Below are 24,577 nucleotides of genomic sequence, written 5' to 3'. Positions count from 1 at the left end.
CATGTCGCTGCACCAGTACCGGCGCAAGCGCCGGCTTGGCGGAGGCACAGGGCAGACGCCGGAGCCTGACGACACACCCGCACGCGGTGATCCGCAGCGGCGGCCAACCTTCGTCATCCAGCTGCATCATGCCAGTTCGCGCCACTATGACTTCCGCCTTGAGATGGACGGCGTGCTGAAGAGCTGGGCGGTGCCGAAAGGTCCTTCGCTTCGCGTCGGCGAGAAGCGGCTGGCCGTGGAAGTGGAAGATCACCCGTTGTCCTACGCTGGCTTCGAAGGCGACATTCCCGAAGGCCACTACGGCGCGGGGCACGTGGAGGTGTTCGATCAGGGCACCTGGGCCTGCGAAGGCGATCCACTGCAGGCGCTGGCAGCTGGAAAGATCGACTTCGTACTGCATGGACAACGCCTGGCCGGTGGCTGGAAGCTGGTGCGCACGGCAATGAAGGGACGCCAGGTGCAGTGGCTGCTGATCAAGCGCGACGACGAGCAGGCGCGCGATGCCGAAGCAGACGATCTGCTGGACGCGCACGTGCCCAAGCGCGCATCCACCGTGATGAAGCGCACTGGGGGGAAGGCAGGGCGTGCTGTGCCCGCCGCACGCACGGCTACCCGCAAGGCCGATGCACGCTGGCATGCGCGCGCGCTGAAACTGGACGGCGCACGTGACACGCCCTACCCGCATGGGTTCAAACCGCAATTGACCGATCATCGCGACAGCGCGCCGGACGGCGCGCGTTGGCTGCACGAGATCAAGTGGGACGGCTATCGCCTGCTGGCCGATCTGCACGACGGCGAGGTGAAGCTCCGCTCCCGCAATGGCCTGGATTGGACCGATGACTTCCCCGAGGTCGTGCAGGCCGTGCAGGCGCTGCCGGTGCGCGATGCGCGCCTGGACGGTGAGCTGGTGGTGCTGGACAAGGAAGGGCGCAGCGATTTCGCAGCGTTGCAGCGCGTGATCGATGGAAGCTCGAAGCATCCGCTGCGCTACATCGTGTTCGATCTTCCGGGTGTGGCCAACGCGGACATCAGTCGTGCGCCATTGCTGGAACGCAAAGCGCTGCTGAAGGATCTCATCGGACCCGTGCCCGGCATCCTGGCCTTCAGCGAACATGTGATCGACCAGGGCCCGCAGGTGTTCGATGCCAGTGGCCAGGCCGGATTCGAAGGCATCGTCAGCAAGCAGGTGGATGCCCCGTACGTGAATACCCGCGCGCGCAGCTGGGTGAAGGTGAAGCACGAAGACACCGACGAGTTCGTGATTGTCGGCTACACGGCCCCCAGGGGCTCGCGGGTGGGTTTCGGATCATTGTTGCTGGCAACGCCGGACAAGGAGGGTCTGCGCTATGTGGGCCGCGTCGGTACCGGCTTCGACGACGAGAACCTGCGCGCGCTGCTCAAGGCATTGCAGCCACTGGCAGTAAAGACGCCGGTGCTGCAGCTTCCGGCGCATGTGCCGTTCCGCGCCGCCAGCGTGCGCTGGGTGAAGCCGGTGACGGTGGCGGAAGTGGCGTTCCGTGGCTGGGGCAAGGAAGGCCTGCTGCGCCAGGCCAGTTTCAAGCGGCTGCGCAGCGACAAGCAGAAGGAGGACCTGGGAATGAGCAACGCAACAGCAGTTGCTGAAGCCGGGGGTGAGGTCCAGATCACGCATCCGGAGCGGGTGGTGTTTCCCAGTCAGGGACTGGGCAAAGGCGACGTGGCCGACTATTACCGGCGCATGGCGCGCTGGATCCTGCCCGAAATTGCCGGACGGCCGCTGTCATTGCTGCGCTGCCCCGATGGGGTGGGCAAGGCCTGTTTCTTCCAGAAGCATCATGGCCCCGGCCTGGGCGACGCGGTGCACGCGGTGCCCCTGCAGCAGAAGAGCGGCCGCGAGGACTATGTCTATATCGACGACGCACGGGGCCTGCTGCAGCTGGTGCAGATGAACACGCTGGAGCTGCATCCGTGGGGTGCGACCGTAGCAGACACCGAGCATCCGGATCGACTGGTATTCGATCTCGATCCTGGCAACGGCGTCAGCTGGGCACAGGTGAAATCGGGTGCACGTGATGTGCGTGATCGTCTGCAGCAGGTGGGCCTGGAGAGCTTCGTGCGGCTGTCTGGCGGCAAGGGGCTGCATGTGGTGGTACCGCTGCAGCCCAAGGCTGGCTGGGACGAGGCGAAGGCGTTCTGCGAGGCCTTTGCGCAGGCAATGGCAAAGGAGCAACCTGATCGCTATGTGGCGACGATGAGCAAGGCCAAGCGCAGTGGCGTCATCTTCATCGACTGGTTGCGCAACACCCGAGGGGCCACCAGCGTGTGCTCGTGGTCGCTGCGCGCGCGCGATTCCGCCGGTGTGGCAGTGCCGCTGCGCTGGGAGGAACTGGCGCGTATCAGTGCTGCCGACGCCTTTCCCATGGGCAAGGCGCTGGCGAGGGCGCAACGCCTGAAGAGTGACCCATGGCAGGGCATCGCGCAGTTGAAGCAGACGCTGCCGCGCATGGACCTGTAGAGCCGAGCCCATGCTCGGCTGCCTGTGTGGATGTGCATGAAAGCCGAGCATGGGCTCGGCTCTACAAAGGCGCCGTTACCCTGCGTCGCGCGAGGCGCGACGGCCGAACCACCAACCGGCCAGCAGTTGCAGCGGCAGCGATGCCAGCAGCGAAATGACGAACCAGAACGGGAAATCCGCACCGGCCGTCCACATCGCGTAGCCACAGCCCAGCGCGATCAGCGACCAGATCGAGAAGCCATGCGAACGCGGCCAGCAGGGGGCGTAATAGGTGGCAAAGGAAACGCCCGCGATGCCACCAAGAACGCTGAAGGTGAGGTCCCAGCCCAGCTGCACGCTGTTGTTGTCCGGCGACAGGCCCAGCAACGGGGGCAGCCAGCTGGCGACGCTGCTGACCAGCGCAAGCGACAGGACGCCGCCGATCAGGGCGACGATGGACAGGAACAGGGTCTTGAGCAGGCCGGGCATGCGCGCATTGTACGGCGGCCAGAGTGCCCGCGTTGCCGGCCAGCGGCCGGCACTACCGAACCGCCTGGGGTTTGCCGGCCAGCGGCCGGCACTACCGATGAATCGGCATGGCCGCCGCGTCCGTGGGAGAGGGGGACGGAGCGACGGCGGCCATGCACAGGCGGTCAGGCAGCGAAGTCGAGTACCACGCGGCCCTCAATGGTGCCCGCGTGCATGCGCGCGAACACGTCGTTGATGTTCTCCAGGCGGTCGGTGCTGACGGTGGCCGCGACCTTGCCTTCGGCGGCGAACTGCAGCGACTCCTGCAGGTCCAGCCGGGTGCCGACGATCGAGCCGCGCACGGTGATGCCGTTGAGCACCATGCCGAAGATATCCAGCGGGAAATTGCCGGGCGGCAGGCCGTTGAGCGAGACGGTGCCGCCACGGCGGACCATGCCCAGCGCCTGCTCGAACGCCTTCGGTGAGACCGCCGTGACCAGGGCGCCGTGCGCGCCGCCGATCTCCTTCCTGAGGAAGGCGGCCGGATCGGTGGTACGCGCGTTCACGGTGATCTGCGCGCCGAGCTGCCGGGCCAATGCCAGCTTGTTGTCGTCCACGTCCACCGCAGCCACGTTCAGGCCCATCGCACGGGCGTACTGCACCGCCATGTGGCCCAGGCCACCGATGCCGGAAATCGCCACCCAGTCGCCGGGCTTGGTGTCGGTGACCTTCAGGCCCTTGTAGACGGTCACGCCGGCGCACAGCACCGGTGCGATCTCGACGAAGCCCACGTCCTTCGGAAGCAGGCCGACATAGTTGGCATCGGCCAGTGCGTACTCGGCGAAGCCGCCGTTGACCGAGTAACCGGTATTGCGCTGTGTCTCGCACAGCGTTTCCCAGCCACCCAGGCAGTGTTCGCAATGGCCACACGCCGAGTACAACCAGGGGATGCCGACCCTGTCGCCTTCCTTGACGTGCCCTACCCCGCCTCCCACGGCCACGACGTGCCCCACGCCCTCGTGGCCGGGGATGAACGGCGGGTTCGGTTTCACCGGCCAGTCGCCCTCGGCGGCGTGCAGGTCGGTGTGGCAGACGCCACAGGCCTCGATCCTGACCAGTACCTCGCCCGCCCCCGGGCGTGGTACCGAGACTTCCTCGATCACCAGTGGCTTGCCGAACTCACGCACGACAGCGGCCTTCATGGTCGAATTCATGTTCGGATCTCCGTAGTGCGCTTGCCCACAGAATGACGCCGGCACGAGGCCGGCGCTTTGATCACGATCAAACCTTTGAAGATTCGCGGAGCAGGTTCAGCTGGCCAGCACGGACGCCTCGCGGGCCAGGCGTTCGATCGCCTCCCAGTCGCGGGTCTGCAGCAGTGCCGGGGTGGTCAGCCACGAACCGCCCACGCACAGCACGTTGGGCAGATGCAGGAACTGCGGTGCGGTCTGCGCACTGATGCCGCCGGTCGGGCAGAAGCGCACATCGGCGAACGGACCGTGCCAGGCGGCCAGTAGCGCGGCGCCGCCGGCCTGTACCGCCGGGAAGAACTTGAAGGTGTCCTGGCCATGCTCCAGGCCCAGGATCAGGTCCGAGGCGGTGGCGGCACCGGGCAGGTACGGCAGGTCGGCATCACGCGCGGCCGCATACAACGCCGGCGTGGCACCGGGGGACACCGCGAATCGCGCGCCGGCCTGCTTTGCTGCCTGCATCTGCGCGGCGTCGAGTACGGTGCCGGCACCGATCACCGCGTCCGGCACGGCCTCGACCATCGCCTTGATCGCATCCAGCGCCTGCGGCGTGCGCAGCGTCACCTCGATTACCGGCAGGCCGCCGCGGAACAGTGCCTGGGCGACGTCGACCGCTTCATTCACATCTTCGGGGGTGTACACCGGGATCACCGGTGCCAGCTTCAACAGCGCGCGCAGGCGCGGATCAGCGCTGGACATGGTCTTGCTCCTTGCCCGACGGGGCATCGCGGATCGCCGCCGGGTACGGCAGCGCAGCGGCGCATGATGCCACGTGGCTCACGAAGGTGCTGGCAGCGTCGCCCCGCCGCCCTGCCCCGGTCAGGCCGGGTCGGCCTGCAGCGCCTGGATGCGGCGCTGGTACCAGTCGCCACCGAGCGGGTCGAACACCGCCGAGCGCTCCATCTGCGACTCGTACACGTGCACAGAAATCGCCAATGCGTCGTCGCTGGCGTTGCGCAGGGTGTGGTACTCGTGCGGCGGGATCAGGCTGCCGGCACTGCCGCAGCCTCCGCGCAGCGTGGCGTGGCGGTGGAAACGCCAGCGCTCGCCGGCGCGCTCCAGCAGCTCGTAACGGGTGATCTCCAGTTCGCCCAACCACACTCCCTCCACACACCACATGGCATCGTGGTCGTGCAGCGGCGTGCCCTGCCCTGGGCCCCAGCTCATGGCGATCACGCTGTAGCCGTGTTCGCGGCTGTGGTACAGCGGACGTCGCGCGTAATGATCACTGACCGGCCGATGCACGCATTCGGGCAATTCGATGCGGCTGTCGGTTATGGCTTCCTGCAGCGCCAGCTGCAGGTCGGCGGTGATGCGCCCGGCATCACCGGCGGTCACCGCCGCATCGACCGCAGCGATCAACCGGTCGCGGCCACGGAACGGCGGAAACGGAGAGGTCTGCAGGTCCATGCACCTGACTGTAGCGGAGCATGGTTAAGGGAATGTTGGCGTTCGCGCGCGTCGCGTCCGCATTCAGGGTGAACACGCGCAGAAGAACGGTTCAGATGCAGAGGCACTAGAGCAATCACAAGGGAACCTCGCGCAGCAAAACGTGTCGAACACGACGCGATTCAGATCCGCTGCGACGTTCCGCAACTTCGCATCCGACGGGTGCAAGGCTAGAATTCTCCGACTTACCTGGTTCTATACATGTCAGTGCGAAATATGAGCGATGCCGCGTTGCCGGCATCGAAAGGCAAGGCTGCCACGATCAACGACATCGCACGACTGTCGGGAGTTTCCAAGAAAACGGTTTCAAGAATCATCAACAACTCGCCGCTGGTGCGCAAAGACACCCGCGACAAGGTCGAGGCGTTGATGCGGGAGGTCGGTTACGTGCCCGACCCGCTGGCGCGCGGACTCGCGTTCCGCCGCTCCTTCCTGATCGGCCTGGTGTATGACGACCCCGGCGCCCAATGCATTGTCGACCTGCAGCACGGCGCGCTGGAAGCGCTGCGCGGCACCGGCTACGAGCTGGTGGTGCACCCGTGCAACAGCCAGGATCCGGACTGTGCGGACGGCGTGCGCCGTTTCGTGCAGCAGCAGAAACTGCATGGCGTGATCCTCGGCCCGCGCGCCTCCGAATCGATGGCGCTGGCGCAGATGCTCGACGCGATCGACTGCCGCCACATCCGCATCAACGCGCATGCGTCGGAAGAAGACGTGCAGGCGGTGGTCACCCACGATCGCGATGGTGCGGCGGCGGCTGCGGGCTACCTGCTCTCGCTCGGCCACCGCGACATCGCGGTGATTGCCGGTCCCGGTGACCGGCGCGCTGCCCGCGAGCGGACCCACGGCTTCCTTGATCGGCTGGCCCAGGTCGGCGTGACCCTGCCGGGCGAGCGCGTGCTGGAAGCGGGCGACACCTTCGAGTCCGGCGTGCATGCCGCCGAACGCCTGCTGATGGGCGGACAACGCCCCAGTGCGATCTTCACCGGCAACGACGAAATCGCCGCGGGCGTCTACCAGGTGGCATTGCGTGCGGGCATCGCGGTGCCGCAGCAGTTGTCGATCGTCAGCTACGACGACAGCCCGCTGGCGTCGCGGCTGTGGCCGCCGCTGACGTCGGTACGCCGCCACGTCTCCGACATCGGCCGCATGGCTGCCGCGATGCTGGTGCAGACCGACGTACCGGAGGCGCCGGCTGCGGCCAGCGTGCATCCGCAACTGATGGTGCGCGGTTCCTGCCGGGCCGTGGACGGCTGAGTGCCCTGCCCTCGCCTGCGCCGTCGCGACAGAACGGTGCAGGCAACAACGAAAACGGCGCACCAGGGTGCGCCGTTTCCACTGCGGAGCGGTGTGCGTTACGCGCTTACACGTCGCCGCCGTCGGCCCAGCCTTCACCCGTGCCCTTCTGGAACACGCGGTCGTCGTCCTGCACATCACCGGCCGGCAGATGCGCCTGGTCGGCCAGTGCCGCGTAGATCGGGGTGAAGTCCGGCGACGTCGCCTGCATCAGCTGTTCGAAGCTGTCGATGACGAAGTAGGTCTTCTGGAAGGTGTCGATGCGGTACTTGGTGCGCATGATCCGCTGCAGGTCGAAACCGATGCGGTTGGGCGCGGGCGATTCCAGCGAGTACAGCGACTCGCCCTTCGACGACACGATGCCGGCGCCGTAGATGCGCAGGCCGTCGGGCGTATCGATCAGGCCAAACTCCACCGTGTACCAGTACAGGCGGGTCAGGTTCTGCAGTGCACCCGGGCCGATCGCGTGGGCCTTGACGCCGCCACGGCCGTACGCCTCCATGTAGTCGGCGAACACCGGGTTCATCAGCAGCGGCACGTGGCCAAACAGATCGTGGAACAGGTCCGGTTCGGCGATGTAGTCGATCTGGTCCGGGCGACGGATCCACCAGGTCACCGGGAAACGGCGGTTGGCCAGGTGGTCGAAGAAATCCAGTTCCGGCAGCAGGCCTTCAACGCCGACCAGGGTCCAGCCGGTGGCGGCGCCCAGTACTTCGTTGAGCTGGTCGAAGCGCGGAATCATGTGTGCGCTCATGCCCATCTCGTCCTGCGCGTCCAGGAACTCCTGGCAGGCGCGGCCGACCAGCAGTTCGCGCTGGCGCTGGTACAGCGTGCTCCAGGTGGCGTGGTCGTCGGCGCTGTAGGTGTCCCACGGCTGCTCGACGAGCGCGGTGGTATACACCGGCACGTAGCCCTTGTCGGTCTGCTGGTGTTCGACGCGGCGGGGCTGGGCGAGGTCCATGGGGCACTCCTTGACGGGATACCCATGATGCTAGGGCAGGGCGCACGCAACAGGGTTGCAAAAGTTGCGTCGATTGGCCTTGTTGGCGCAATATCCTTGCGTACTCACCATGTTGCGGGGCAACAATGGCCGGAGAAGTCCAGTTCGATCGCACGGATATACGTCTACTGGCTGAAATCCAGCGGGATGGGCGCGCCACCAACGCCGAGCTGGCGACACGGGTGAACCTCTCGCCCTCGGCCTGCCTGCGCCGCCTGCAGCGGCTGGAAAGCGAGGGCGTGATCGTCGGCTATGGCGCGCGGCTGGAACCGCGCCAGCTGCGCCTGGGCCTGCAGGCCTTCGTGCGCGTGCAGCTGGAAAAGCATGACCAGGCCGCCATCGGCCACTTCGTGGACAGCGTGCAAGCGTGGGACGAGGTGGTGGCCTGCCATGCGCTGACCGGCGACATGGACTACCTGCTGCACGTCTACGTGCGCGACCTGGAGCACTTCTCGCACTTCCTGCTGGACCGGCTGCTCAACGCCGGCGGCGTGGCCGATGCCAATTCCAGCTTCGTGCTGCGAACGGTGAAGGGTTTCCAGGCGTTGCCGTTGTCGCAGCTGGAGCCCTGAGCAGCCACCAGGCGTGCCCGGTGGCCTGGCATCAATGGATCAGCACTTGTCCTTGCGGCCCATCAGCTTGCCCAGGCGCGAGGCTTCCTCGCACTTTGGTGCGGCCACCGGCGCGGGTGCCGCTGCGGCGGCGCGCGCGCGCTGCAACTGCTGGATCTTCGCGCGGATCTGCGGCATGGCCGCCATTGCGGCCTTCTCGCCTTCCAGGATCGCGGTGCCGCGCTGGCTGAAATCGGCGGCGCCGATGTCCAGTACCTTCGGACGGATGACGATGTCGGCGCGCGCCAGCTCCTGCTCGCCCAGGCGCTGGCCCATGATCGAGATGGACTGGTTGACGATGCCCAGCATGTCCGTCGGTGCCTTGCCGCTGGCCTTGCTGGAGATGTCCACGGCGATCACGAAGTCGGCGCCGAGCTGGCGCGCGGCATCCACCGGCACCGGGCTGACCACGCCGCCGTCGATGTAATTGCGGCCGCCGATCTTCACCGGCTCGAACACACCGGGGATGCTGCTCGACGCGCGCACCGCCTGGCCGACGTTGCCGCGCACGAAGATCGCGCGCTCGCCCGTTTCCAGCTGGGTGGCAACGGCGGCGAACGGTTTCTTCAGGCGCTCGGCGGGACGGTTGGCGACCTGCTCGTTGACGTAGTCCTGCAGCTTCTGGCCCTGCACCAGGCCACCGGAGAACAGGCGTACGTCGCGGATGCTGGCTTCGTCCAGCGCGACTGCCTTGCTCTGCATCTGGGAGGCGTCCATGCCGCTGGCATACAGCGCACCGACCACGCTGCCGGCGCTGGTGCCGGAGACCACGGCCGGCTCGAAGCCGTTGGCTTCCAGCATCTTGATCACGCCGATGTGCGCGAAGCCCTTGGCCGCGCCGCCACCGAGGGCGATGCCGATCCTGATCGGCTTGGCCTGCGGCACCACGGTCGGCGCCGGCGGCGGCGTGGGGCGGACCGGGTCGCCACCGCAGCCGGCCAGCAGGCCGATCAGGGCGACGGACAGCAGCATGCGGGGGCGGAACAGGCTCATCGGCAGTGCGCTCGCGGCGCTGGATTCAGGAAAGGGCGCCAGCATACCGAAGCCGTGGCGGGGCGGGCAGGGTGGGGGGAACTCCCTATTCAGCAAAAAAAACGTGAATCGCTTCTGGTGGGTGCGGACCTTGGTCCGCACAAATGCCTGGTCGCGCGCTGAAGGAATGTGCCAACCAAGGTTGGCACCTACCAAATGAGTGGGTCAGAACCGGTTGTCACCATCCAGCATCCGGCCCAGGCCGCCCAGCACCGAGCCTTCGCCGCGGCTCTGGCCGCCGCCCTGCGGTGCGGCCATCCACATGCGGCCGGCCAGGCGCGAGAACGGCAGCGACTGCAGCCAGACCTTGCCGGGGCCGGTCAGCGTGGCCAGGAACACGCCTTCGCCGCCGAACAGCATGCTCTTGATGCCGGCCACCCGGCGCACGTCCATGTCCACGCTGGAGTGGTAGGCCACCACGCAGCCGGTATCCACGTCCAGGCGCTCGCCGGCGGCCAGCTCGCGCTCGATCACGCAGCCACCGGCATGGATGAACACCCAGCCGTCGCCTTCCAGCTTCTGCATGATGAAGCCCTCGCCGCCGAACAGGCCGGTCATGATCCTGCGCTGGAACTGCACGCCGATCTGCACGCCGCGCGCGCCGGCCAGGAAGCTGTCCTTCTGGCAGATCAGGCGGCCGCCGTGCTGGTCCAGTTTCATCGCCAGCACCGTGCCGGGGTAGGGCGCGGCGAAGGCGACCTTGCCCTTGCCATGCCCGCTCTGGGTGTAGACGGTGGCGAACAGGCTCTCGCCGGTCAGCACACGGCGGCCGGCGGCCATCACCTTGCCCATGAAGCCGCCCTGGTCACCGTTGGCAGCGCCAAACACCGTGTCCATCTGTACCGTGGCGTCCTTGAACATCAAGGCGCCGGCCTCGGCAATGGCGCTCTCGCCGGGGTCGAGCTCGATCTCCACGAACTGCATTTCATGGCCGACGATGCGGAACTCGATGTCGTCGGCGCGGCCGCTGGCGCCGGCGGCGACCGGGACCGGCGGCGGTGTGTTGGGCATGCCCGGGGCCGGAGCCTGCAGCTCGGCCACCTCGGCGATCGGCGTCCACCCGCTCATGCCCTGGCACCATGCCAGGGCGCGTGGATTGGCCTGCGCGTAGCGGCGTGCGGCCCCGTCATCAAGCGGGCCGATTCGCTCGGCCTGGGCGGAGGCATGGAAGTACCACTGGGTCATGGCGGCGGGTCCGTCGCGTGGAAACCCCGAGTCTAGCGAGCGCCCGGGGGTGCCGGCGACGGGGCCATGAACGGCGGGCATTTGCGGCGTAGGTGCTGTATTGCAACAATTATCTGGTAGCGCCGTTTTACCACCCCTCCAAACACAGCCTACCGCCATGTCCCCGACCCGCACTTCCCGTGGCCGATTTCCGGTCGCGCGCCCCCTCGTTGCCGCTCTTTCCGCCCTGCTGCCGCTGGTAGCAGCCGCCCAGGAAACCCCCGCTGCCAAGGATCCGGTTGCCCTCGACGCCCTGCAGGTGACCGCGCAGCGCCGTGTCGAGAACGCCAAGGACGTGCCGGTCGCGCTCTCCGCGATCCAGGGCGAGAAGCTGGATGTGCTCGGTTCGGCCGGCGATGACATCCGTTTCCTGGCCGCACGCGTGCCCAGCCTCAACATCGAGTCGTCCTACGGCCGTGCCTTCCCGCGCTTCTACATCCGCGGCCTGGGCAACACCGACTTCGACCTCAATGCGTCGCAGCCGGTTTCGCTGGTGTACGACGACGTGGTGCAGGAAAGCCCGCTGCTGAAGGGCTTCCCGCTGTTCGACCTGGCCAACGTGGAAGTGCTGCGTGGTCCGCAGGGCACGCTGTTCGGCCGCAACACCCCGGCCGGCGTGGTCAAGTTCGATTCGGCGCGACCGTCGCAGGATGCTGACGGCTACGTGCGCGTGGGCTACGGCAGCTACAACAGCTGGAACGTGCAGGGCGCCTACGGCGGCCCGCTGACCGATCGCTGGTCGGCACGCGTCTCGGCGATCTACCAGCGCCGCGATGACTGGGTCGACAACACCCGCGTCGGCGCTCCCAACAGTGGCTTCGAAGGCTATGACGAAGCCGCCGGCCGCGTGCAGTTCCTGTACGAAGGCGATGACTTCGAAGCGCTGTTCAACCTGCACAAGCGCAAGCTCAATGGCACCGCCCGCCTGTTCCGCGCCAACATCATCGAGAAGGGTGGCAACTCGCTGGTCGAGAACTTCGACCGCGACAAGGTGGCCAACGACGGCGTCAACTTCTCCGACCTGAAGACCTGGGGTGGCAGCGCGCGCCTGCAGTGGAACCTCGGCTCGGTGACGCTGCACTCGATCACCGGCTACGAAACCGCCGAATCGCTCAACCGCGGTGACATCGACGGTGGCTACGGCGCGGCGTTCCTTGGCGCCGGCAACTACGGCCCCGGCCTGATTCCGTTCTCGTCGGAGTCGGCTGACGGCCTGCCGCATCACCGCCAGTGGACGCAGGAAGTCCGCATCGAGTCCAACGAGTGGGGCCGCTTCGACTGGCAGGCCGGCGTCTTCTACTTCGATGAAGACGTGACCATCAACAACTTCAACTACGACTCGCTGGCCCCGGGCAATCCGCAGACCGGCCACGTGGTGCAGAACCAGCGCAACAAGGCCTGGGCGGTGTTCGCCTCGGGTGACTTCGATGTCACCGACCGCTTCAAGCTGCGTGCCGGCGTGCGCTACACCCAGGACAAGAAGGACTTCAGCGCCAGCGTGCTGCAGGCCGTTCCGTTCGGCACCCCGGTCAGTGGCCCGTACCTGGCCAACACCGACGTCAACGACGTCAGCTGGGACCTCAGCGGCGTCTACAAGCTGACCGACGACATCAACGCCTATGCCCGCGTGGCCAAGGGCTTCCGCGCGCCGTCGATCCAGGGCCGCCTGGCCTTCGCGCCAGGCCTGTCGCAGGCCGATTCGGAGAAGGTGATCTCGTACGAGGCCGGCATCAAGGCCGACCTGTTCGAGCGCCGCGCGCGCCTGGGCCTGAGCGTGTTCCGCTACAACGTCGATGGCCAGCAGCTGATCGCGGTGGGCGGCAGCAACAACACCGCCACCCTGCTCAACGCCGACAAGACCATCGGCCAGGGCGTCGAGCTGGACCTGGAGGCCTACCTGGCCGACAACGTCCTGCTGACCTTCGGCAGCAGCTACAACGACACCGAGATCAAGGACAAGAACCTGGCGGTGGCGATCTGCGGCGGTGGCTGCACCATCACCGACCCGACCACGGTGATCAACGGCCAGACCTATGCGCTGGTGAACGGCAACCCGCTGCCGCAGGCGCCGAAGTGGATCCACAACGCGACCCTGCGCGTGGGCTTCCCGCTCAGCGATGGCAGCGAGCTGTACGCCTACACCGACTGGGCCTACCGCAGTGCGGTGAACTTCTTCATCTACGAGTCGCCGGAATTCCGCGGCCGCAGTTCGCTGGAAGGCGGCCTGCGCCTGGGCTACAACTGGGATTACGGCCAGTACGACGTGGCGGTGTTCGGTCGCAACCTGACCAACCAGACCCGCGTGGTCGGCGCGATCGACTTCAACAACCTGACCGGCTTCCTCAACGAGCCGCGTACCTGGGGCGTGGAGTTCACCGCGAAGTTCTGATGCGGTGGCTGCGTTGATGCAATGCAGAAGGGCCGGCGCAATGCCGGCCCTTCTGCTGTGCGGGGTCAGAGCCCTTCCCTGCGGAAAGGGATCCGACCCCGATGGGGTCGGCATTCCGCGCCGGGGTCAGATCCCTTTCCGCAGGGAAGGGCTCTGACCCCGGACCATCACTTACAGCGCGCTCTGCGGGCGGATCTTCCGCACCGCATTCTCGGTGGCGCAGTCGCGGCTGGAGTGCCGACCGGCCTTGCGCGCCGCCTCGATCTCCTTGCGTGCGGCCAGCAGGTCCTTGTTGAAGGCAGCGTTGTCATGCAGGCGGGCCACGGCGGCCGCGCCCATGAAGCGGCCCTCGAGGATGTCGCTCTGCCAGTGCACGTTGCACACCAGGCGGCTCTCGCCGTAGTTGCGGCCGCGGGCCTGGATGGCATCGGCGCGGTCCGGCGCGATCTCCGACAGGATCAGGGCCCAGGCCCAGCCGATCGAGGTGTGGCCGGACGGATAGGAACCGTTCTTGCGCAGGCCGTCCTCGTCCTTCGGCGAGCAGGTCGGCTCACCGTTGACCATGAACGGGCGCGGGCGCTGGTAGTGGTTCTTGGCCGCCTTGGTGGCGGCGCTGGCGTCGATCCGGCTGCGCTCCAGCAGTCGGTACAGCGCCGGGGTCTTCACTGCATCGACGTCGATGTCGGCGGCGCAGGAGAAGTGGTTGGCGCCTTCGGGGAAGCCGAGTTCCGCATCGACGCCGGCCTGGGCGAAGCGCGGGCTGCCACGCAGCGCGCGGGCTTCACGGCTGACCTGTTCGTCCAGGGCGAGGGCGGCCGAACCGGCCGCCGGTGGTGCCGGCACCAGGTCCAGGCTGGCCGGAACCGCGCTCGTGTCCAGATAGCCCACCGCCTTGGTGGTGATGTTGGCTTCGACGGCGGTCGGCTTGCTGGCGGTGGCTGCGCAGCCAGCCAGGACCGCGACAACGGTGAGACCGAGCAGTGGGCGGGCGGTGTGGGAAATCAGCGACATGGACGGCTCCAGAGGAAAAACATCGCGTCATGATCGCAGCCCGTATGCGACACCGCAGTGGCCATCGGTCATACGGCCAGACCCGGCATGGTCATCGGGGCAGTATGAAAAACGTCATCGAGTGTCGTCAGTCTCCTGAATCCGGGCGCAGCGCACGGACTTTCACGCGCCTGCGCCGCGAGCATCGACACAACGGGGTCGAGAGGCCGTCCAGTTCCAGCCGGGTCGGGGGGATCCACTGACAGAGGGAGAGAAGCGATGCGCAGCACCGCAACAGGAAGTACCGTCCTGGCCCTGCTCCTCGGGCTGGCAACCGCCCCGGCGCAGGCCGCCGACGTGCTCGGCGTGGCCTTCGTGCATGGCACCGGCGCGCAGACCAATGCCACCCAGGACTACTGGCAGCCGGCAATCATCGACACCGTGCGCCAGGGCCTGCCGAACAGCAGCAACTACGTCGTCATCAACTGTGACTTCACCCAGTACATGTGGAAACCGGAAGCGGCCGGTTGCCTGGCCAACCAGCTGACCGGCTTCATCGACAGCCGTGGCATCACCCAGCTGGTGGTGATCACCCACTCCAACGGCGGCAACGTGATGCGCTGGATCCTGTCCAACCCGACCTACGACAGCCGCTATCCGAAGATCATCCGTACGGTGCGCAAGGTCAATGCACTGGCTCCGTCCTCGGCGGGCACGCCGCTGGCCGATGCGGTGCTCAACGGCAATACCTTCGAAACGTCGCTGGGCTGGCTGCTGGGCTACAAGAACGACGCGGTACGCCAGCAGCAGGTGGCGAGCATGGCCACCTACAACGCGCAGAACCTGTACGGCACGGCCGGTCGCCCGGCGCTGCCCAAACCGTTCCGTGCGGTGGTCGGCAGCGATGTGGAATCGGCGGTGTGGGACAGCAACAGTTACTGCGGTGGCTACGCCGCCAATGTCGGCCTGGAGTTCACCCAGAACTGGCTGTCGTCCTGCTCCGATGGCTTCCTGGAGTGCAGCAGCCAGAAGGCTGCCGGCACCACCTGGTTCACCGACAAGGCACGCACCCAGGGCGCCGAACCACTCAGCCACAACCAGAGCCGGCGCGAGTGCTTCGGCCTCGGCACCCTGCTGCGCAACGACCTGAACCAGTGAGGGAGATGACCATGACGAACCATTCCACCCTGCTGGCCAGTGCTTTGCTGGCCGTGCTGTCCCTTTCCGCAGCGCAGGCCGCGCAGCCGCTGCAGGCCGCCCGCGCGGGCGATCAGGTGCCTGCCGCACTGGTGGCCGCGCCGCTGCCCGCCGATGAAAGCGAGCACGCGCCGCTGTCCTTTGCCTGGGCGCTGGACCCGGCACAACCGCTGCAGGCGGCCACGCCGTATGCCTCGGTCAGCCGCAGCTACTGGCAGCAGGTCGATGGCACGCAGCTGCAACGCGGCCTGGACCTGCCGCTGACGGCGCCCGATGCGGTGATCCAGCTGAGCCCGGCCGCAGGTGCCCGCGCGCTGCCTGCCAACACCCTGCAGGTGCGCGACCCGGCCGGCCGCAGCAGCGTGGCCCGCAGTGTCGATGCGCGCGCGCTGCAGGATGCCGGCATGCCGGTGAGTGATGGCAGCAGCATGCTGCGCACCGGCGCGACCAGTTCGGCCGGTGCGTACACGCTGCAGAGCACGCAGGCGCGGGGCCGCTATGTGGTGCAGGTGCTTGAGCCGAACAGCCCGCTGCGGCTGGAAGTGCAGGCCAACCAGGCGCAGGTGCTGGCTGGTGGCAACGTGCAGCTGCAGGCACGCCTGCTGGAAGACGGCGCCACCACCGCGCAGCTGGCATCGCGCCGTGGCGGCCTGGGCGGTGAAGCCCTGCTGGTCGCACCGGATGGCCGCAGCTGGCCGCAGCGCCTGCTGCGCACCACCGACGGCAGCCTGCGCGCGCAGGTGCGCATCCCCGCCGATCTCGGCAGCGTGCAGGGGCTGTGGGAACTGCAGGTGTTCGCCCAGGCCGATGGCGTGCTGCGCGACGGCAAGGTGGCTTTCGCGGTGGCACGGCCGACCGCGCGCTTCAGTGGCCAGGCGGCACCGGACCCGTCCAGCCGCCAGGTGGCACTGCCGCTGCAGGTGGCCGCCGCTGGCCGCTACGAAGCACGCGGCACGCTGTACGCCACGGCCCGCGATGGCCAGTTGAAGCCGGTCGCGCAGGCACATGCGGCGGCGTGGTTTGATGGCCCCGGTGCAGGCCAGCTGGTGCTGCCGTTCGACCAGGCCGCATTGCCCGCCGGTTTCGGTGCGCCGTACGAACTGCGCGACCTGCAGCTGCAGGACCAGAGCCGGATGGCACCGATCGAGTCGCGCGCGCTGGCGTTGCGGTTCTGAGCACGGCGGTGGCGGGCCGGGATATCCGGCCCGCTGCATTGCATCCTGTAGAGCCGAGCCGATGCCCGGCTGCTGTTTGCCGTGATCAGGAGCAGCCGAGCATCGGCTCGGCTCTACAGTGGCATGTCGATCACCCCGCGTACGCGGTCAGCCGGCCTTCCTGCTCGCATACGGTGATCGCGCCGCCGAACACCGCCGACAGCGGTTCGTTGCGCAGCAGCTCGGCGCGGGTGCCGTCGGCCAGTACGCGACCATCGCGCAGCAGCACCACGCGCTCGATCTCCGGAATGATCTCTTCGATGTGGTGGGTCACCAGCACCAGGGTGATGCCCTGCTGCGCCAGCACCCGCATGGTCGCCACCAGCTGCTCGCGGGCGACCAGGTCCAGCCCGGTGGAGGGTTCGTCCAGCAGCAGTGCCTGCGGTCGATTGACCAGCGCGCGGGCGATCAGCACGCGGCGGGTCTCGCCGGCCGACAGCTCGGCATAGGCGCGCTCGCGCAGCGTCAGAGCGCCGGTCATCGCCAGCGTTTCACCGACGCGTGCACGCATGTCGGCGGTCACCTCGCGGAAGGCCGGCACCACGTAGCTGGCGAAGAAGCCGGACAGCACCGCCTGTTCCACGGTCAGGCCGGGCATGTCGGCCAGGTTGCTGCTGAGGTCGCCGGTGACGATGCCCAGCTGCGAGCGCAGCCGGTCCACCTGCCAGCGGTTCTGGCCCAGCACCTTCACCGCCACCGTGCCGTCGCCCTGCGCCAGTGGATACAGTTCGCGGGTGATCAGCTTGATGAAGGTGGATTTGCCGCAGCCGTTGGGGCCGAGCAGGGCGGTGTGCTGGCCCTGCGCGATGCGCAGGCTGAGCCCGTGCAGCACCTTCACCTGGCCGCGCACCACGGTGGCGCGGTCCAGTTCGATCAAGGGGGGCAGCTCCGCGACGGGCGGGGCGGCGGTCATGGCGCTGGCGCGTGGATCAAGGCTCGACAACTCAGGTCCCCAACTGTGAACGGTGCCACGGATGGCGATGCGATACATCGCCGCAGGGATGCAGTTTGCAACGCAAGCGGCCATCATGTCTGCCATCCCCGCGTCGATCCGGAGAGCCGTCATGCCTGATGCCCTGATGTCCCTGTTGACCGGTGGTGTGCTCGGCCTGGGGTGGTGGGCCATGCTGGCAGTGCTCCTGGTCTTCACCCAGATCACCATCTTCTCGGTGACCCTGTACCTGCACCGCAGCCAGGCCCATCGCGGGGTCGATTTCCACCCGGCGCTGGCCCACGTGTTCCGTTTCTGGCTGTGGCTGACCACCTCGATGATCACCCGCGAGTGGGTGGCCATCCATCGCAAGCACCACGCCAAGGTGGAGACCGAGGACGACCCGCACAGCCCGGTCACCCGCGGCATCGGCAGGGTGTTCTGGCACGGCGTGGAGCTGTACCGGGAGGCACGCGGCATGCGCGCGGACATCGAACAGTACGGGCGCGGCACCCCGGACGATGCGATCGAGCGCCACCTGTATACCCCGCACGCCACGCTGGGCCCAGTGCTGCTGCTGGTGATCAACAGCGTGCTGTTCGGCCTGCCCGGCGTGGCCCTGTGGGCGATCCAGATGGCATGGATCCCGTTCTGGGCGGCCGGCGTGGTCAACGGCCTGGGCCACTGGTGGGGCTACCGCAACTACGAGTCTGCCGATACCTCCACCAATCTCACGCCGTGGGGGTTCTGGATCGGCGGCGAGGAGCTGCACAACAACCACCATGCCTTCCCCAGCTCGGCGCGCTTCGCGATGCGGCGCTGGGAATTCGACATCGGCTGGAGTGCGATCCGCCTGCTGCAGGCGCTGCGCCTGGCCAAGGTGCTGCGGGTGGCACCGGCCATGGACGTGCGTCCGAACATCGCCGTGCCCGATGCCGAGACCCTTAAGGCGCTGCTGTCGCATCGCTTCCAGGCGATGACCGACTACCAGCGCAATGTGTTCATGCCGGCCCTGCGCGAGGAAGCCGCCCAGGCCGGAGCCAAGCTGCGCCGCCTGCTGCCGCGCCGGCTGCGCCGTGGACTGGTCAACGATGGTCGCTGGCTGAAGCCGGACAGCCGTGCCCAGCTCAGCGCATGGGTGGCACAGCGCCCGCGCATCCGCACCCTGGTCGAGTACCGCGCGCGGCTGGCGGCGTTGCTGGAAGCCCGAGGCCACGACGCCGCCGAGCGCCTGCACCAGTTGCAGGCGTGGTGCCGCGAGGCCGAGGAAAGCGGTATCGCGGCGTTGCAGGCCTACGCCGCACGCTTGAAGGGCTACAGCCTGGTGGGCGCGTGAGGGCAGGGTACGGGCTTCTGCTGGCGGCACTGCTGCCGGGCGCGGCGCTGGCCCAGGTCACCGACACCGCCAGCTATCTGCAGCGGATGGACAGCGATGGCGACGGCAGGGTCAGCGAGGCCGAGTACGTGCAGTGGATGCTGTATGCCTTCGACCGCATGGACCGCAACGGTGATGGTGTGCTGACGGCCGAGGAGCTGCCCGGTGGCAAGGGCAGGGCGATCAGCCGCGAGCAGCAGCGGCAGGTGATCGTGCAGCGCTTCCACAAGCAGGATGCCAACGGTGATGGTTTCCTGGATGCGCGCGAACTGGCGGCGCCTCCGCGCTAAAGATTCCCGGCGTGCTGCCGATGGTGGGTTCGACGCGATCCCGGGTACCGGTCGATCCGCACGGGTAAGGCGATCTGGCATGTCGACCGCGATGGATCGCGGTAGGGGGAAGGACATGGAAGGGAGTGCGGTGCCATTGCGATGATCGATGCCGAACGGAATCGCCTGCACTGGCCCGACACGACCCAAGGATCCCCCATGAAATCGAACCCACCCCTGCTGGCGGCCGCGCTGCTCGGCAGCCTCGTCATCGCCTCGCCTGTGCTGGCCCATGAGCCACCCCCGACCGCCCCGTCCGACACGGCGACGGCTGCAGACGTTCCCGCCGCTGATGCCGGCGTTGTCGCCGCCGTGGCGGAGCTGCCTGCCTGGGAAAGCCGGGTGCCGGTGAGCGTAAAGCTGCAGATGGGCGCGGATGGCCAGCCAGTCGGCGACAAGACGCTGCGCCTGGTGCAGCGTTCCACCACCGGCAAGCTGGTGGCCGCGCAGGTTGCCGTGTCATTGTTTTCCGGCACGCTCGGCGGCAGCTCGTTCAAGAAGGACCAGCTGAAGGGAACCCGGGTGGAGACCGTTCCGAACCCGGCCTTCGGTTACCTGCAGGACCAGGTGCGCATGCGCCTGGCCGAGTACTTCACCGCGCATCCGGGCGCTGTGCCGGCAGAGGTACGGCCGGTGCAGATCACCGCCGATGGCTTCACCCTGATCTACAAGGAACTGGGCGATGCCGATACCCAGTACGAGCTGCGCCAGACCCAGCACGTCGGCTTCCCGTATACCCGCAAGCTGTTGCGCCTGGTCGGTGGCGAAGGCGTGCAGTGCCAGGTCGACGCACCGGTGGCCGCACCCCTGGAAGCCTGGCAGGCCGACGACTATGCGTTGGTCAAGCAGACGGCCGAGCGCTACAGCGACCAGTGCCTGGCCCGGTTCGTGGAAACGCTGCCGTCGCTGTTCCCGGACCGCTCCGCCGCTGCGGCACCGGTTCCGGCGGAGCCTGTGCGCGCCGGCCAGGGCGCCTGACACCGGTCGATGCCGGGGATCATTCCCCGGCATCGACGGCCAGGTGCCGGCCGCAGAGCGGGGATAGAATCCCTGCATGCCTGAACTGCCCGAAGTCGAAACCACCCGCCGCGGCCTGGCGCCGCACCTGCAGGGCCGCCGCGTGCATGGCGTGATCCTGCGCCGCGCCGACCTGCGCTGGCCGATTCCACCGGAAGTGGCCGAGCTGCTGCCGGGGCAGCGCATCGAGGACATCCGCCGGCGCGCCAAGTACCTGCTGCTGGATACCGCCATCGGCAGCGCGGTGCTGCACCTGGGCATGTCCGGCAGCCTGCGCGTGCTGCCCGGTGACACACCGCTGCGCGCCCACGACCATGTGGATATCAGTCTGGACAACGGCCGCCTGCTGCGCTTCAACGACCCGCGCCGATTCGGCAGCCTGCTCTGGCAGCCCGCCGGTGAGATCCACCCGCTGCTGCAGGGGCTGGGCCCGGAGCCACTGGACGAGGGATTCGACGGCGACCACCTGTTTGCGCGCAGCCGTGGCCGCAGTGCGCCGGTGAAGACCTTCCTGATGGACCAGGCGGTGGTGGTGGGCGTGGGCAACATCTACGCCGCCGAGAGCCTGTTCAAGGCCGGCATCAGTCCGCTGCGCGAGGCTGGGAAGATCTCGCGCGAACGCTACCAGCGGCTGGCCGACGCGGTGAAGGAGATCCTGGGCTATGCCATCACCCGTGGCGGCACCACCCTGCGCGATTTCATCAGCCCCGATGGCGCGCCGGGCTACTTCGAACAGGAACTGCTGGTGTACGGCCGTGACGGGCTGCCCTGCCCGAACTGTGGCCGCGCGCTGAAGCACGCCACCATCGGCCAGCGCGCCAGCGTCTGGTGCAGCCACTGCCAGCGCTGAGCCGGCAGCCAGCGGCAGCTGAACGGGCAGGGCGCGTCTCCGCTGCCCGTTAACGTTTGTCTGCCTATGATGGCCGACCTTCCTCCCTGTGCCTGACGCGCCTGCATGCAACGACGCGACTTCATCCGCAATGCCTCCCTCGCCCTGGCTGCATTCGGCCTGCCGTCCCTGCCCGCGTGCGCGGCCAGCAGGAGCGGCCAGATGGGCCTGCGCCGCCTCGGCCAGCCGCAACCGTTCGACTTCGCCACCCTGAAGGGCCAGGCGCGCGCGCTGGCGCAGGCGCCCTACAAGAGCCACAAGCGGGTGCTGCCGGGCCGTCTGGAAGGACTGGACTGGGACCAGTACCAGTCGATCGGCTACCGCCAGGACCATGCGCTGTGGGCCGACCAGCCCGGCAAGTTCCAGGCCAAGTTCTTCCACCTGGGCCTGTACTTCCATTCGCCGGTGCGCATGTTCGACGTGGTCGACGGCAAGGCGCAGGAGCTGGCCTATGACGGCGCGGCGTTCAACTACGGCAAGAGCGGCATCAAGGATGGCGAGCTGCCGGCCGACCTCGGCTTCGCCGGCTTCCGCCTGAACACCCGCAAGGACACTGACCGCGACTTCGCCGCCTTCCTCGGCGCCAGCTACTTCCGCGCGGTCGGCAAGGAAGGCCAGTACGGCCAGTCCGCGCGCGGCCTGGCGATCGACACCGGGATGGGCAAGCCGGAGGAATTCCCGGATTTCATCGCCTACTACCTGGAACAGCCATCGGCTGATTCGGACACGATCGTGGTCTACGGCCTGCTGGATTCACCCAGCGTGGCTGGCGCCTATCGCTTCGCGATCACCAATGGCGACGTGCTGCTGATGGACATCGACAGCGCGCTGTACCCGCGCAAGCCGATCGAGCGGCTCGGCATCGCACCGTGCACCAGCATGTACCAGGTGGGCGAGAACGACCGCCGCATGGCATGGGACTGGCGCCCGGAGATCCACGATACCGATGGCCTGTCGCTGTGGACCGGCGCTGGCGAATGGATCTGGCGGCCGCTGCTGAACCCGCGCAACCTGCGCTTCAACATGTTCGTGGACCGCAACCCGCGCGGCTTCGGCCTGCTGCAGCGCGACCGCAATTTCGACCATTACCAGGACGACGGCGTGTTCTACGAGAAGCGCCCGTGCCTGTGGGTGGAGCCGAAGGGCGAATGGGGCGAGGGCTCGGTGCAGCTGGTGGAGATTCCCACCGTGGACGAGACGTTCGACAACATCGTGGCGTTCTGGAACCCGAAGGAAAAGCCGCAGCCGGGCCAGGAGCTGCTGGTCGGCTACCGCCTGTACTGGGGCGCCGAACCGCCGGCGCGCCCGCCGCTGGCGCACTGCGTGGCCAGCCGCACCGGCCTGGGCGGTGTGGTCGGCAAGAAGCGCGAGTACTTCAGCTGGCGCTTCGCGGTGGACTTCGAAGGGGGCGAGCTGGCCAGCCTGATCGACAAGGGTGAGGTCGAGGCGGTGGTGGAAGCCAGCCGTGGCCGGGTCGAGATCGTGTCGGCGCGCCCGCTGCGCGAGATCAACGGCTATCGCGCGATGTTCGACCTGGTGCCGCCGGAAGGCAGTACCGAGCAGATCGACATCCGCCTGTTCCTGCGCAGTGGCGGCAAGACGCTTACGGAAACCTGGCTGTACCAGTACACCCCGCCGCCGGCGGGTGCGCCGGAGCGCACGCTGTACTAAGAGGGGTTGGGTTTGCAGGGCTTGCAGCCCTGCACCTGCAGACATCAACGTCAACGTCAAAAGCGGGCATTCCGTGGGACGGCGGGGTGGGTCCGGCGGCGGGAGACGCCGTAAACCCTTCCCTGGGGGCTTGGTCGCGGCATCCATGCCGCGAACACTCCCGCCACCGGACCCACCCCGCCTTCGACAGATCGCCGCGATCTGTCGGAATTGCTCATGGGGTCAGATCCGTTTTACGAAGGAAAACGGATCTGACCCCGGAATCTCACTCGATATCTGACAGATGTGTCGACCAAGGTCGACACCCACCCACACCGCCCCGCCATCCCGCAGAATGCCGCTTTGGCTTTGGCCGTTGCCGTTGCGTTGAGCAGGTGCAGGGCTGCAAGCCCTGCAAAAGAACACCCCTTACAGCGGCAGGGGTGCCTGCGCCGGATCGATCCGTCCTTCGCCGCGGGTGATCTTCTTGAACTCCGCACGGCTGACCGACACGTAGCGCTCGTTGCCACCGATCTCCACCTGCGGCCCGTCCTGCACGGCGTGGCCATGCTCGTCCACGCGCACGGTCATGGTCGCCTTCTTGCCGCTGTGGCAGATGGTCTTGATCTCCTGCATCTCGTCGGCCCAGGCCAGCAGGTACTGGCTGCCTTCGAACAGCTCGCCGCGGAAGTCGGTACGCAGGCCGTAGCACAGCACCGGAATTCGCAGCTGGTCGACTACCTCGCTGAGCTGCCAGACCTGGGCGCGGGTCAGGAACTGCGCCTCGTCCACCAGCACGCAGCCCATCGGGCCGTTGGCCGCCAGATCCTGCTCCACCCAGCGCTGCAGGTCGGTATCGCGGTCGAAGGCCATGCCATCGGCGCGCAGGCCGATCCGCGAGGCGACCACGCCGGCGCCGGCACGGTCGTCCAGGCGTGGGGTCAGGATCGCCACCCGCATGCCGCGCTCGCGGTAGTTGTGTGCGCTCTGCAGCAGGGTAGTGGTCTTGCCGGCGTTCATCGCCGAGTAGTAGAAGTAGAGCTTGGCCATCGGCCAATTCTAGTCGCCACCCGGCCCGCCGTCGCGGATCTGCTGCGGTGCACCGATCTCGATGCTGGGCGCAAGCGCTGGCCGCCAGTAGTTGTCCTGCAGGCACCAGTAGTCGGCGGCCTTCCAGTAGTCGTTGTCGTAGACGATGTTGCCTGGTGTTGCGATGCCCTGCTCGTCGCCGCGGCGCTGCACGACGACCAGGGCCGAGCTCACGTAGCCGACGCGGCTGCCGGTGATCTGCCGGCGCCCGTCGCTGAGCGCCCGTTCCATGCGGGGCTTGGCTACGCGGTCGCCATAGTCGGCGTATACCTGTTGGCCGCGCTCGATCGCCTGTGCCTGCTGCAGCGGATCAAGGCGTGCCCAGTAGTGTTCCCGCAGGACCAGGAAGTCGTGGTACATGCGCTCGGCGGCCAGGTCCATCCAGATGTAGGCCATCACCGGGTCCGGCGCAGTGCCGATACCCGCCTGGTACAGCCTTGCCACCATTGCCTGGGAGAACTTGTCGGCGTAGCGTGCCGAGCGTTTGTAGTAGACCAGGGCCCTGGCGGGCTGTTTATCCTGTTCGGCCCGTTGGGCCATGCTTCGCCAGAAGAGGTCCGGGTGCGAATCGAAAAACCCTCCGGTCAGGACGGTGGGCGGAATCCGTCGCGGGGCCTCAACCGGACATTCCTTTGCGGCGACGGCAGCGGCCGTCGACAGAAGCAGCAACAGGCAGAGTGGAGCGTGTTTCGCCTTCATGATCG

General features: G+C 67.6%; 22 protein-coding genes. 11 read left to right on the top strand and 11 right to left on the bottom strand.

Annotated elements, in window-relative coordinates:
• The first annotated feature begins 1 nt into the window (after position 1).
• The gene (gene ligD / locus ACUVWL_RS17325; protein WP_014645421.1) at positions 2–2,494 is read left to right on the top strand and encodes a DNA ligase D; all 2,493 of its coding nucleotides are present in this window, start codon (positions 2–4) and stop codon (positions 2,492–2,494) included.
• A 75-nt stretch (positions 2,495–2,569) separates the two neighbouring features.
• Here the strand turns inward: ligD and ACUVWL_RS17320 are convergent, their stop codons facing one another.
• The 4 genes from ACUVWL_RS17320 to ACUVWL_RS17305 all read right to left on the bottom strand — a co-directional run bounded on the left by ACUVWL_RS17320 (position 2,570) and on the right by ACUVWL_RS17305 (position 5,601).
• Positions 2,570–2,962: a hypothetical protein gene (locus tag ACUVWL_RS17320; protein ID WP_014645422.1), complete on the bottom strand. Its 393-nt coding sequence runs from the start codon at positions 2,960–2,962 to the stop codon at positions 2,570–2,572.
• 164 nt (positions 2,963–3,126) lie between these two features.
• On the bottom strand, positions 3,127–4,155 hold the full coding sequence (adhP, locus tag ACUVWL_RS17315; RefSeq protein WP_014645423.1) for an alcohol dehydrogenase AdhP: 1,029 nt from the start codon (positions 4,153–4,155) through the stop codon (positions 3,127–3,129).
• A gap of 96 nt (positions 4,156–4,251) precedes the next feature.
• Positions 4,252–4,890, bottom strand: a complete 639-nt coding sequence (gene eda / locus ACUVWL_RS17310; RefSeq protein ID WP_014645424.1) for a bifunctional 4-hydroxy-2-oxoglutarate aldolase/2-dehydro-3-deoxy-phosphogluconate aldolase — start codon at positions 4,888–4,890, stop codon at positions 4,252–4,254.
• A gap of 120 nt (positions 4,891–5,010) precedes the next feature.
• Positions 5,011–5,601, bottom strand: coding sequence for a cysteine dioxygenase family protein (locus ACUVWL_RS17305; RefSeq protein WP_014645425.1), 591 nt, complete (start codon positions 5,599–5,601; stop codon positions 5,011–5,013).
• A gap of 240 nt (positions 5,602–5,841) precedes the next feature.
• Here ACUVWL_RS17305 and ACUVWL_RS17300 point away from each other — a divergent pair, with 240 nt between their 5' ends.
• On the top strand, positions 5,842–6,897 hold the full coding sequence (locus tag ACUVWL_RS17300) for a LacI family DNA-binding transcriptional regulator (RefSeq protein ID WP_041862907.1): 1,056 nt from the start codon (positions 5,842–5,844) through the stop codon (positions 6,895–6,897).
• Positions 6,898–7,003: 106 nt separating this feature from the next.
• Here the strand turns inward: ACUVWL_RS17300 and phhA are convergent, their stop codons facing one another.
• Complete coding sequence (phhA, locus tag ACUVWL_RS17295) at positions 7,004–7,897, bottom strand: phenylalanine 4-monooxygenase (protein ID WP_445978599.1); 894 nt, start codon at positions 7,895–7,897, stop codon at positions 7,004–7,006.
• Between the two features lie 125 nt (positions 7,898–8,022).
• On the opposite strand from phhA, the gene ACUVWL_RS17290 reads away from it, so the two are divergent.
• Positions 8,023–8,508 (top strand): Lrp/AsnC family transcriptional regulator, encoded by a 486-nt coding sequence (locus ACUVWL_RS17290; protein ID WP_014645428.1) that lies wholly within the window; start codon positions 8,023–8,025, stop codon positions 8,506–8,508.
• Positions 8,509–8,547: 39 nt separating this feature from the next.
• Here ACUVWL_RS17290 and ACUVWL_RS17285 read toward each other — a convergent pair whose 3' ends face one another.
• Entirely contained in the window at positions 8,548–9,540 is a 993-nt protein-coding gene (locus ACUVWL_RS17285; RefSeq protein WP_445978598.1) for a patatin-like phospholipase family protein, read from the bottom strand.
• Positions 9,541–9,744: 204 nt separating this feature from the next.
• Positions 9,745–10,764, bottom strand: coding sequence for a TIGR00266 family protein (locus tag ACUVWL_RS17280; RefSeq protein ID WP_142235497.1), 1,020 nt, complete (start codon positions 10,762–10,764; stop codon positions 9,745–9,747).
• Positions 10,765–10,921: 157 nt separating this feature from the next.
• On the opposite strand from ACUVWL_RS17280, the gene ACUVWL_RS17275 reads away from it, so the two are divergent.
• Positions 10,922–13,192 carry a TonB-dependent receptor gene (locus ACUVWL_RS17275; RefSeq protein ID WP_075075932.1) on the top strand — a complete coding sequence of 757 codons (2,271 nt, stop codon included), beginning with the start codon at positions 10,922–10,924 and terminating at the stop codon, positions 13,190–13,192.
• Positions 13,193–13,363: 171 nt separating this feature from the next.
• Here the strand turns inward: ACUVWL_RS17275 and ACUVWL_RS17270 are convergent, their stop codons facing one another.
• Positions 13,364–14,203 (bottom strand): acid phosphatase, encoded by an 840-nt coding sequence (locus tag ACUVWL_RS17270; protein WP_445978597.1) that lies wholly within the window; start codon positions 14,201–14,203, stop codon positions 13,364–13,366.
• Positions 14,204–14,461: 258 nt separating this feature from the next.
• Between ACUVWL_RS17270 and ACUVWL_RS17265 the strand changes: the two genes are divergently transcribed.
• Positions 14,462–15,340: a hypothetical protein gene (locus tag ACUVWL_RS17265; protein WP_241887639.1), complete on the top strand. Its 879-nt coding sequence runs from the start codon at positions 14,462–14,464 to the stop codon at positions 15,338–15,340.
• 11 nt (positions 15,341–15,351) lie between these two features.
• On the top strand, positions 15,352–16,554 hold the full coding sequence (locus ACUVWL_RS17260) for a DUF4785 domain-containing protein (RefSeq protein ID WP_445978596.1): 1,203 nt from the start codon (positions 15,352–15,354) through the stop codon (positions 16,552–16,554).
• Between the two features lie 130 nt (positions 16,555–16,684).
• Here ACUVWL_RS17260 and ACUVWL_RS17255 read toward each other — a convergent pair whose 3' ends face one another.
• Entirely contained in the window at positions 16,685–17,506 is an 822-nt protein-coding gene (locus ACUVWL_RS17255; protein WP_032962356.1) for an ABC transporter ATP-binding protein, read from the bottom strand.
• Positions 17,507–17,657: 151 nt separating this feature from the next.
• Here ACUVWL_RS17255 and ACUVWL_RS17250 point away from each other — a divergent pair, with 151 nt between their 5' ends.
• The 5 genes from ACUVWL_RS17250 to ACUVWL_RS17230 all read left to right on the top strand — a co-directional run bounded on the left by ACUVWL_RS17250 (position 17,658) and on the right by ACUVWL_RS17230 (position 22,805).
• Positions 17,658–18,860, top strand: a complete 1,203-nt coding sequence (locus ACUVWL_RS17250; protein WP_014645436.1) for a DesA family fatty acid desaturase — start codon at positions 17,658–17,660, stop codon at positions 18,858–18,860.
• Complete coding sequence (locus ACUVWL_RS17245; RefSeq protein ID WP_014645437.1) at positions 18,857–19,189, top strand: EF-hand domain-containing protein; 333 nt, start codon at positions 18,857–18,859, stop codon at positions 19,187–19,189. Before ACUVWL_RS17250 ends, ACUVWL_RS17245 begins: the two co-directional genes overlap by 4 nt.
• Before the next feature lie 198 nt (positions 19,190–19,387).
• Positions 19,388–20,206, top strand: a complete 819-nt coding sequence (locus tag ACUVWL_RS17240; protein WP_197605488.1) for a hypothetical protein — start codon at positions 19,388–19,390, stop codon at positions 20,204–20,206.
• Between the two features lie 76 nt (positions 20,207–20,282).
• Positions 20,283–21,095 (top strand): bifunctional DNA-formamidopyrimidine glycosylase/DNA-(apurinic or apyrimidinic site) lyase, encoded by an 813-nt coding sequence (gene mutM / locus ACUVWL_RS17235; RefSeq protein WP_445978595.1) that lies wholly within the window; start codon positions 20,283–20,285, stop codon positions 21,093–21,095.
• Between the two features lie 105 nt (positions 21,096–21,200).
• A complete protein-coding gene (locus ACUVWL_RS17230; protein ID WP_014645440.1) occupies positions 21,201–22,805 on the top strand; it encodes a glucan biosynthesis protein in 1,605 nt (534 codons plus the stop codon).
• Positions 22,806–23,213: 408 nt separating this feature from the next.
• Here the strand turns inward: ACUVWL_RS17230 and ACUVWL_RS17225 are convergent, their stop codons facing one another.
• Entirely contained in the window at positions 23,214–23,834 is a 621-nt protein-coding gene (locus ACUVWL_RS17225) for a thymidine kinase (protein ID WP_005421101.1), read from the bottom strand.
• A gap of 9 nt (positions 23,835–23,843) precedes the next feature.
• Positions 23,844–24,413: a hypothetical protein gene (locus ACUVWL_RS17220; RefSeq protein WP_235650296.1), complete on the bottom strand. Its 570-nt coding sequence runs from the start codon at positions 24,411–24,413 to the stop codon at positions 23,844–23,846.
• Positions 24,414–24,577 lie beyond the last annotated feature (164 nt).

The organism is Stenotrophomonas muris, assembly GCF_052751275.1.
The sequence above is the reverse complement of the archived record's forward strand: the minus strand, read 5'-3'. Positions and strand labels throughout refer to the sequence as shown.

What these genes read in the sequence shown, in the direction of transcription:
- ligD (WP_014645421.1), top strand. Translation starts at nt 2, where the DNA reads ATGTCGCTGCACCAGTACCGGCGCAAGCGCCGGCTTGGCGGAGGCACA.
- ACUVWL_RS17320 (WP_014645422.1), bottom strand. Translation starts at nt 2,962, where the DNA reads ATGCCCGGCCTGCTCAAGACCCTGTTCCTGTCCATCGTCGCCCTGATC.
- adhP (WP_014645423.1), bottom strand. Translation starts at nt 4,155, where the DNA reads ATGAATTCGACCATGAAGGCCGCTGTCGTGCGTGAGTTCGGCAAGCCA.
- eda (WP_014645424.1), bottom strand. Translation starts at nt 4,890, where the DNA reads ATGTCCAGCGCTGATCCGCGCCTGCGCGCGCTGTTGAAGCTGGCACCG.
- ACUVWL_RS17305 (WP_014645425.1), bottom strand. Translation starts at nt 5,601, where the DNA reads ATGGACCTGCAGACCTCTCCGTTTCCGCCGTTCCGTGGCCGCGACCGG.
- ACUVWL_RS17300 (WP_041862907.1), top strand. Translation starts at nt 5,842, where the DNA reads ATGTCAGTGCGAAATATGAGCGATGCCGCGTTGCCGGCATCGAAAGGC.
- phhA (WP_445978599.1), bottom strand. Translation starts at nt 7,897, where the DNA reads ATGGACCTCGCCCAGCCCCGCCGCGTCGAACACCAGCAGACCGACAAG.
- ACUVWL_RS17290 (WP_014645428.1), top strand. Translation starts at nt 8,023, where the DNA reads ATGGCCGGAGAAGTCCAGTTCGATCGCACGGATATACGTCTACTGGCT.
- ACUVWL_RS17285 (WP_445978598.1), bottom strand. Translation starts at nt 9,540, where the DNA reads ATGAGCCTGTTCCGCCCCCGCATGCTGCTGTCCGTCGCCCTGATCGGC.
- ACUVWL_RS17280 (WP_142235497.1), bottom strand. Translation starts at nt 10,764, where the DNA reads ATGACCCAGTGGTACTTCCATGCCTCCGCCCAGGCCGAGCGAATCGGC.
- ACUVWL_RS17275 (WP_075075932.1), top strand. Translation starts at nt 10,922, where the DNA reads ATGTCCCCGACCCGCACTTCCCGTGGCCGATTTCCGGTCGCGCGCCCC.
- ACUVWL_RS17270 (WP_445978597.1), bottom strand. Translation starts at nt 14,203, where the DNA reads ATGTCGCTGATTTCCCACACCGCCCGCCCACTGCTCGGTCTCACCGTT.
- ACUVWL_RS17265 (WP_241887639.1), top strand. Translation starts at nt 14,462, where the DNA reads ATGCGCAGCACCGCAACAGGAAGTACCGTCCTGGCCCTGCTCCTCGGG.
- ACUVWL_RS17260 (WP_445978596.1), top strand. Translation starts at nt 15,352, where the DNA reads ATGACGAACCATTCCACCCTGCTGGCCAGTGCTTTGCTGGCCGTGCTG.
- ACUVWL_RS17255 (WP_032962356.1), bottom strand. Translation starts at nt 17,506, where the DNA reads ATGACCGCCGCCCCGCCCGTCGCGGAGCTGCCCCCCTTGATCGAACTG.
- ACUVWL_RS17250 (WP_014645436.1), top strand. Translation starts at nt 17,658, where the DNA reads ATGCCTGATGCCCTGATGTCCCTGTTGACCGGTGGTGTGCTCGGCCTG.
- ACUVWL_RS17240 (WP_197605488.1), top strand. Translation starts at nt 19,388, where the DNA reads ATGAAATCGAACCCACCCCTGCTGGCGGCCGCGCTGCTCGGCAGCCTC.
- mutM (WP_445978595.1), top strand. Translation starts at nt 20,283, where the DNA reads ATGCCTGAACTGCCCGAAGTCGAAACCACCCGCCGCGGCCTGGCGCCG.
- ACUVWL_RS17230 (WP_014645440.1), top strand. Translation starts at nt 21,201, where the DNA reads ATGCAACGACGCGACTTCATCCGCAATGCCTCCCTCGCCCTGGCTGCA.
- ACUVWL_RS17225 (WP_005421101.1), bottom strand. Translation starts at nt 23,834, where the DNA reads ATGGCCAAGCTCTACTTCTACTACTCGGCGATGAACGCCGGCAAGACC.
- ACUVWL_RS17220 (WP_235650296.1), bottom strand. Translation starts at nt 24,413, where the DNA reads ATGGCCCAACGGGCCGAACAGGATAAACAGCCCGCCAGGGCCCTGGTC.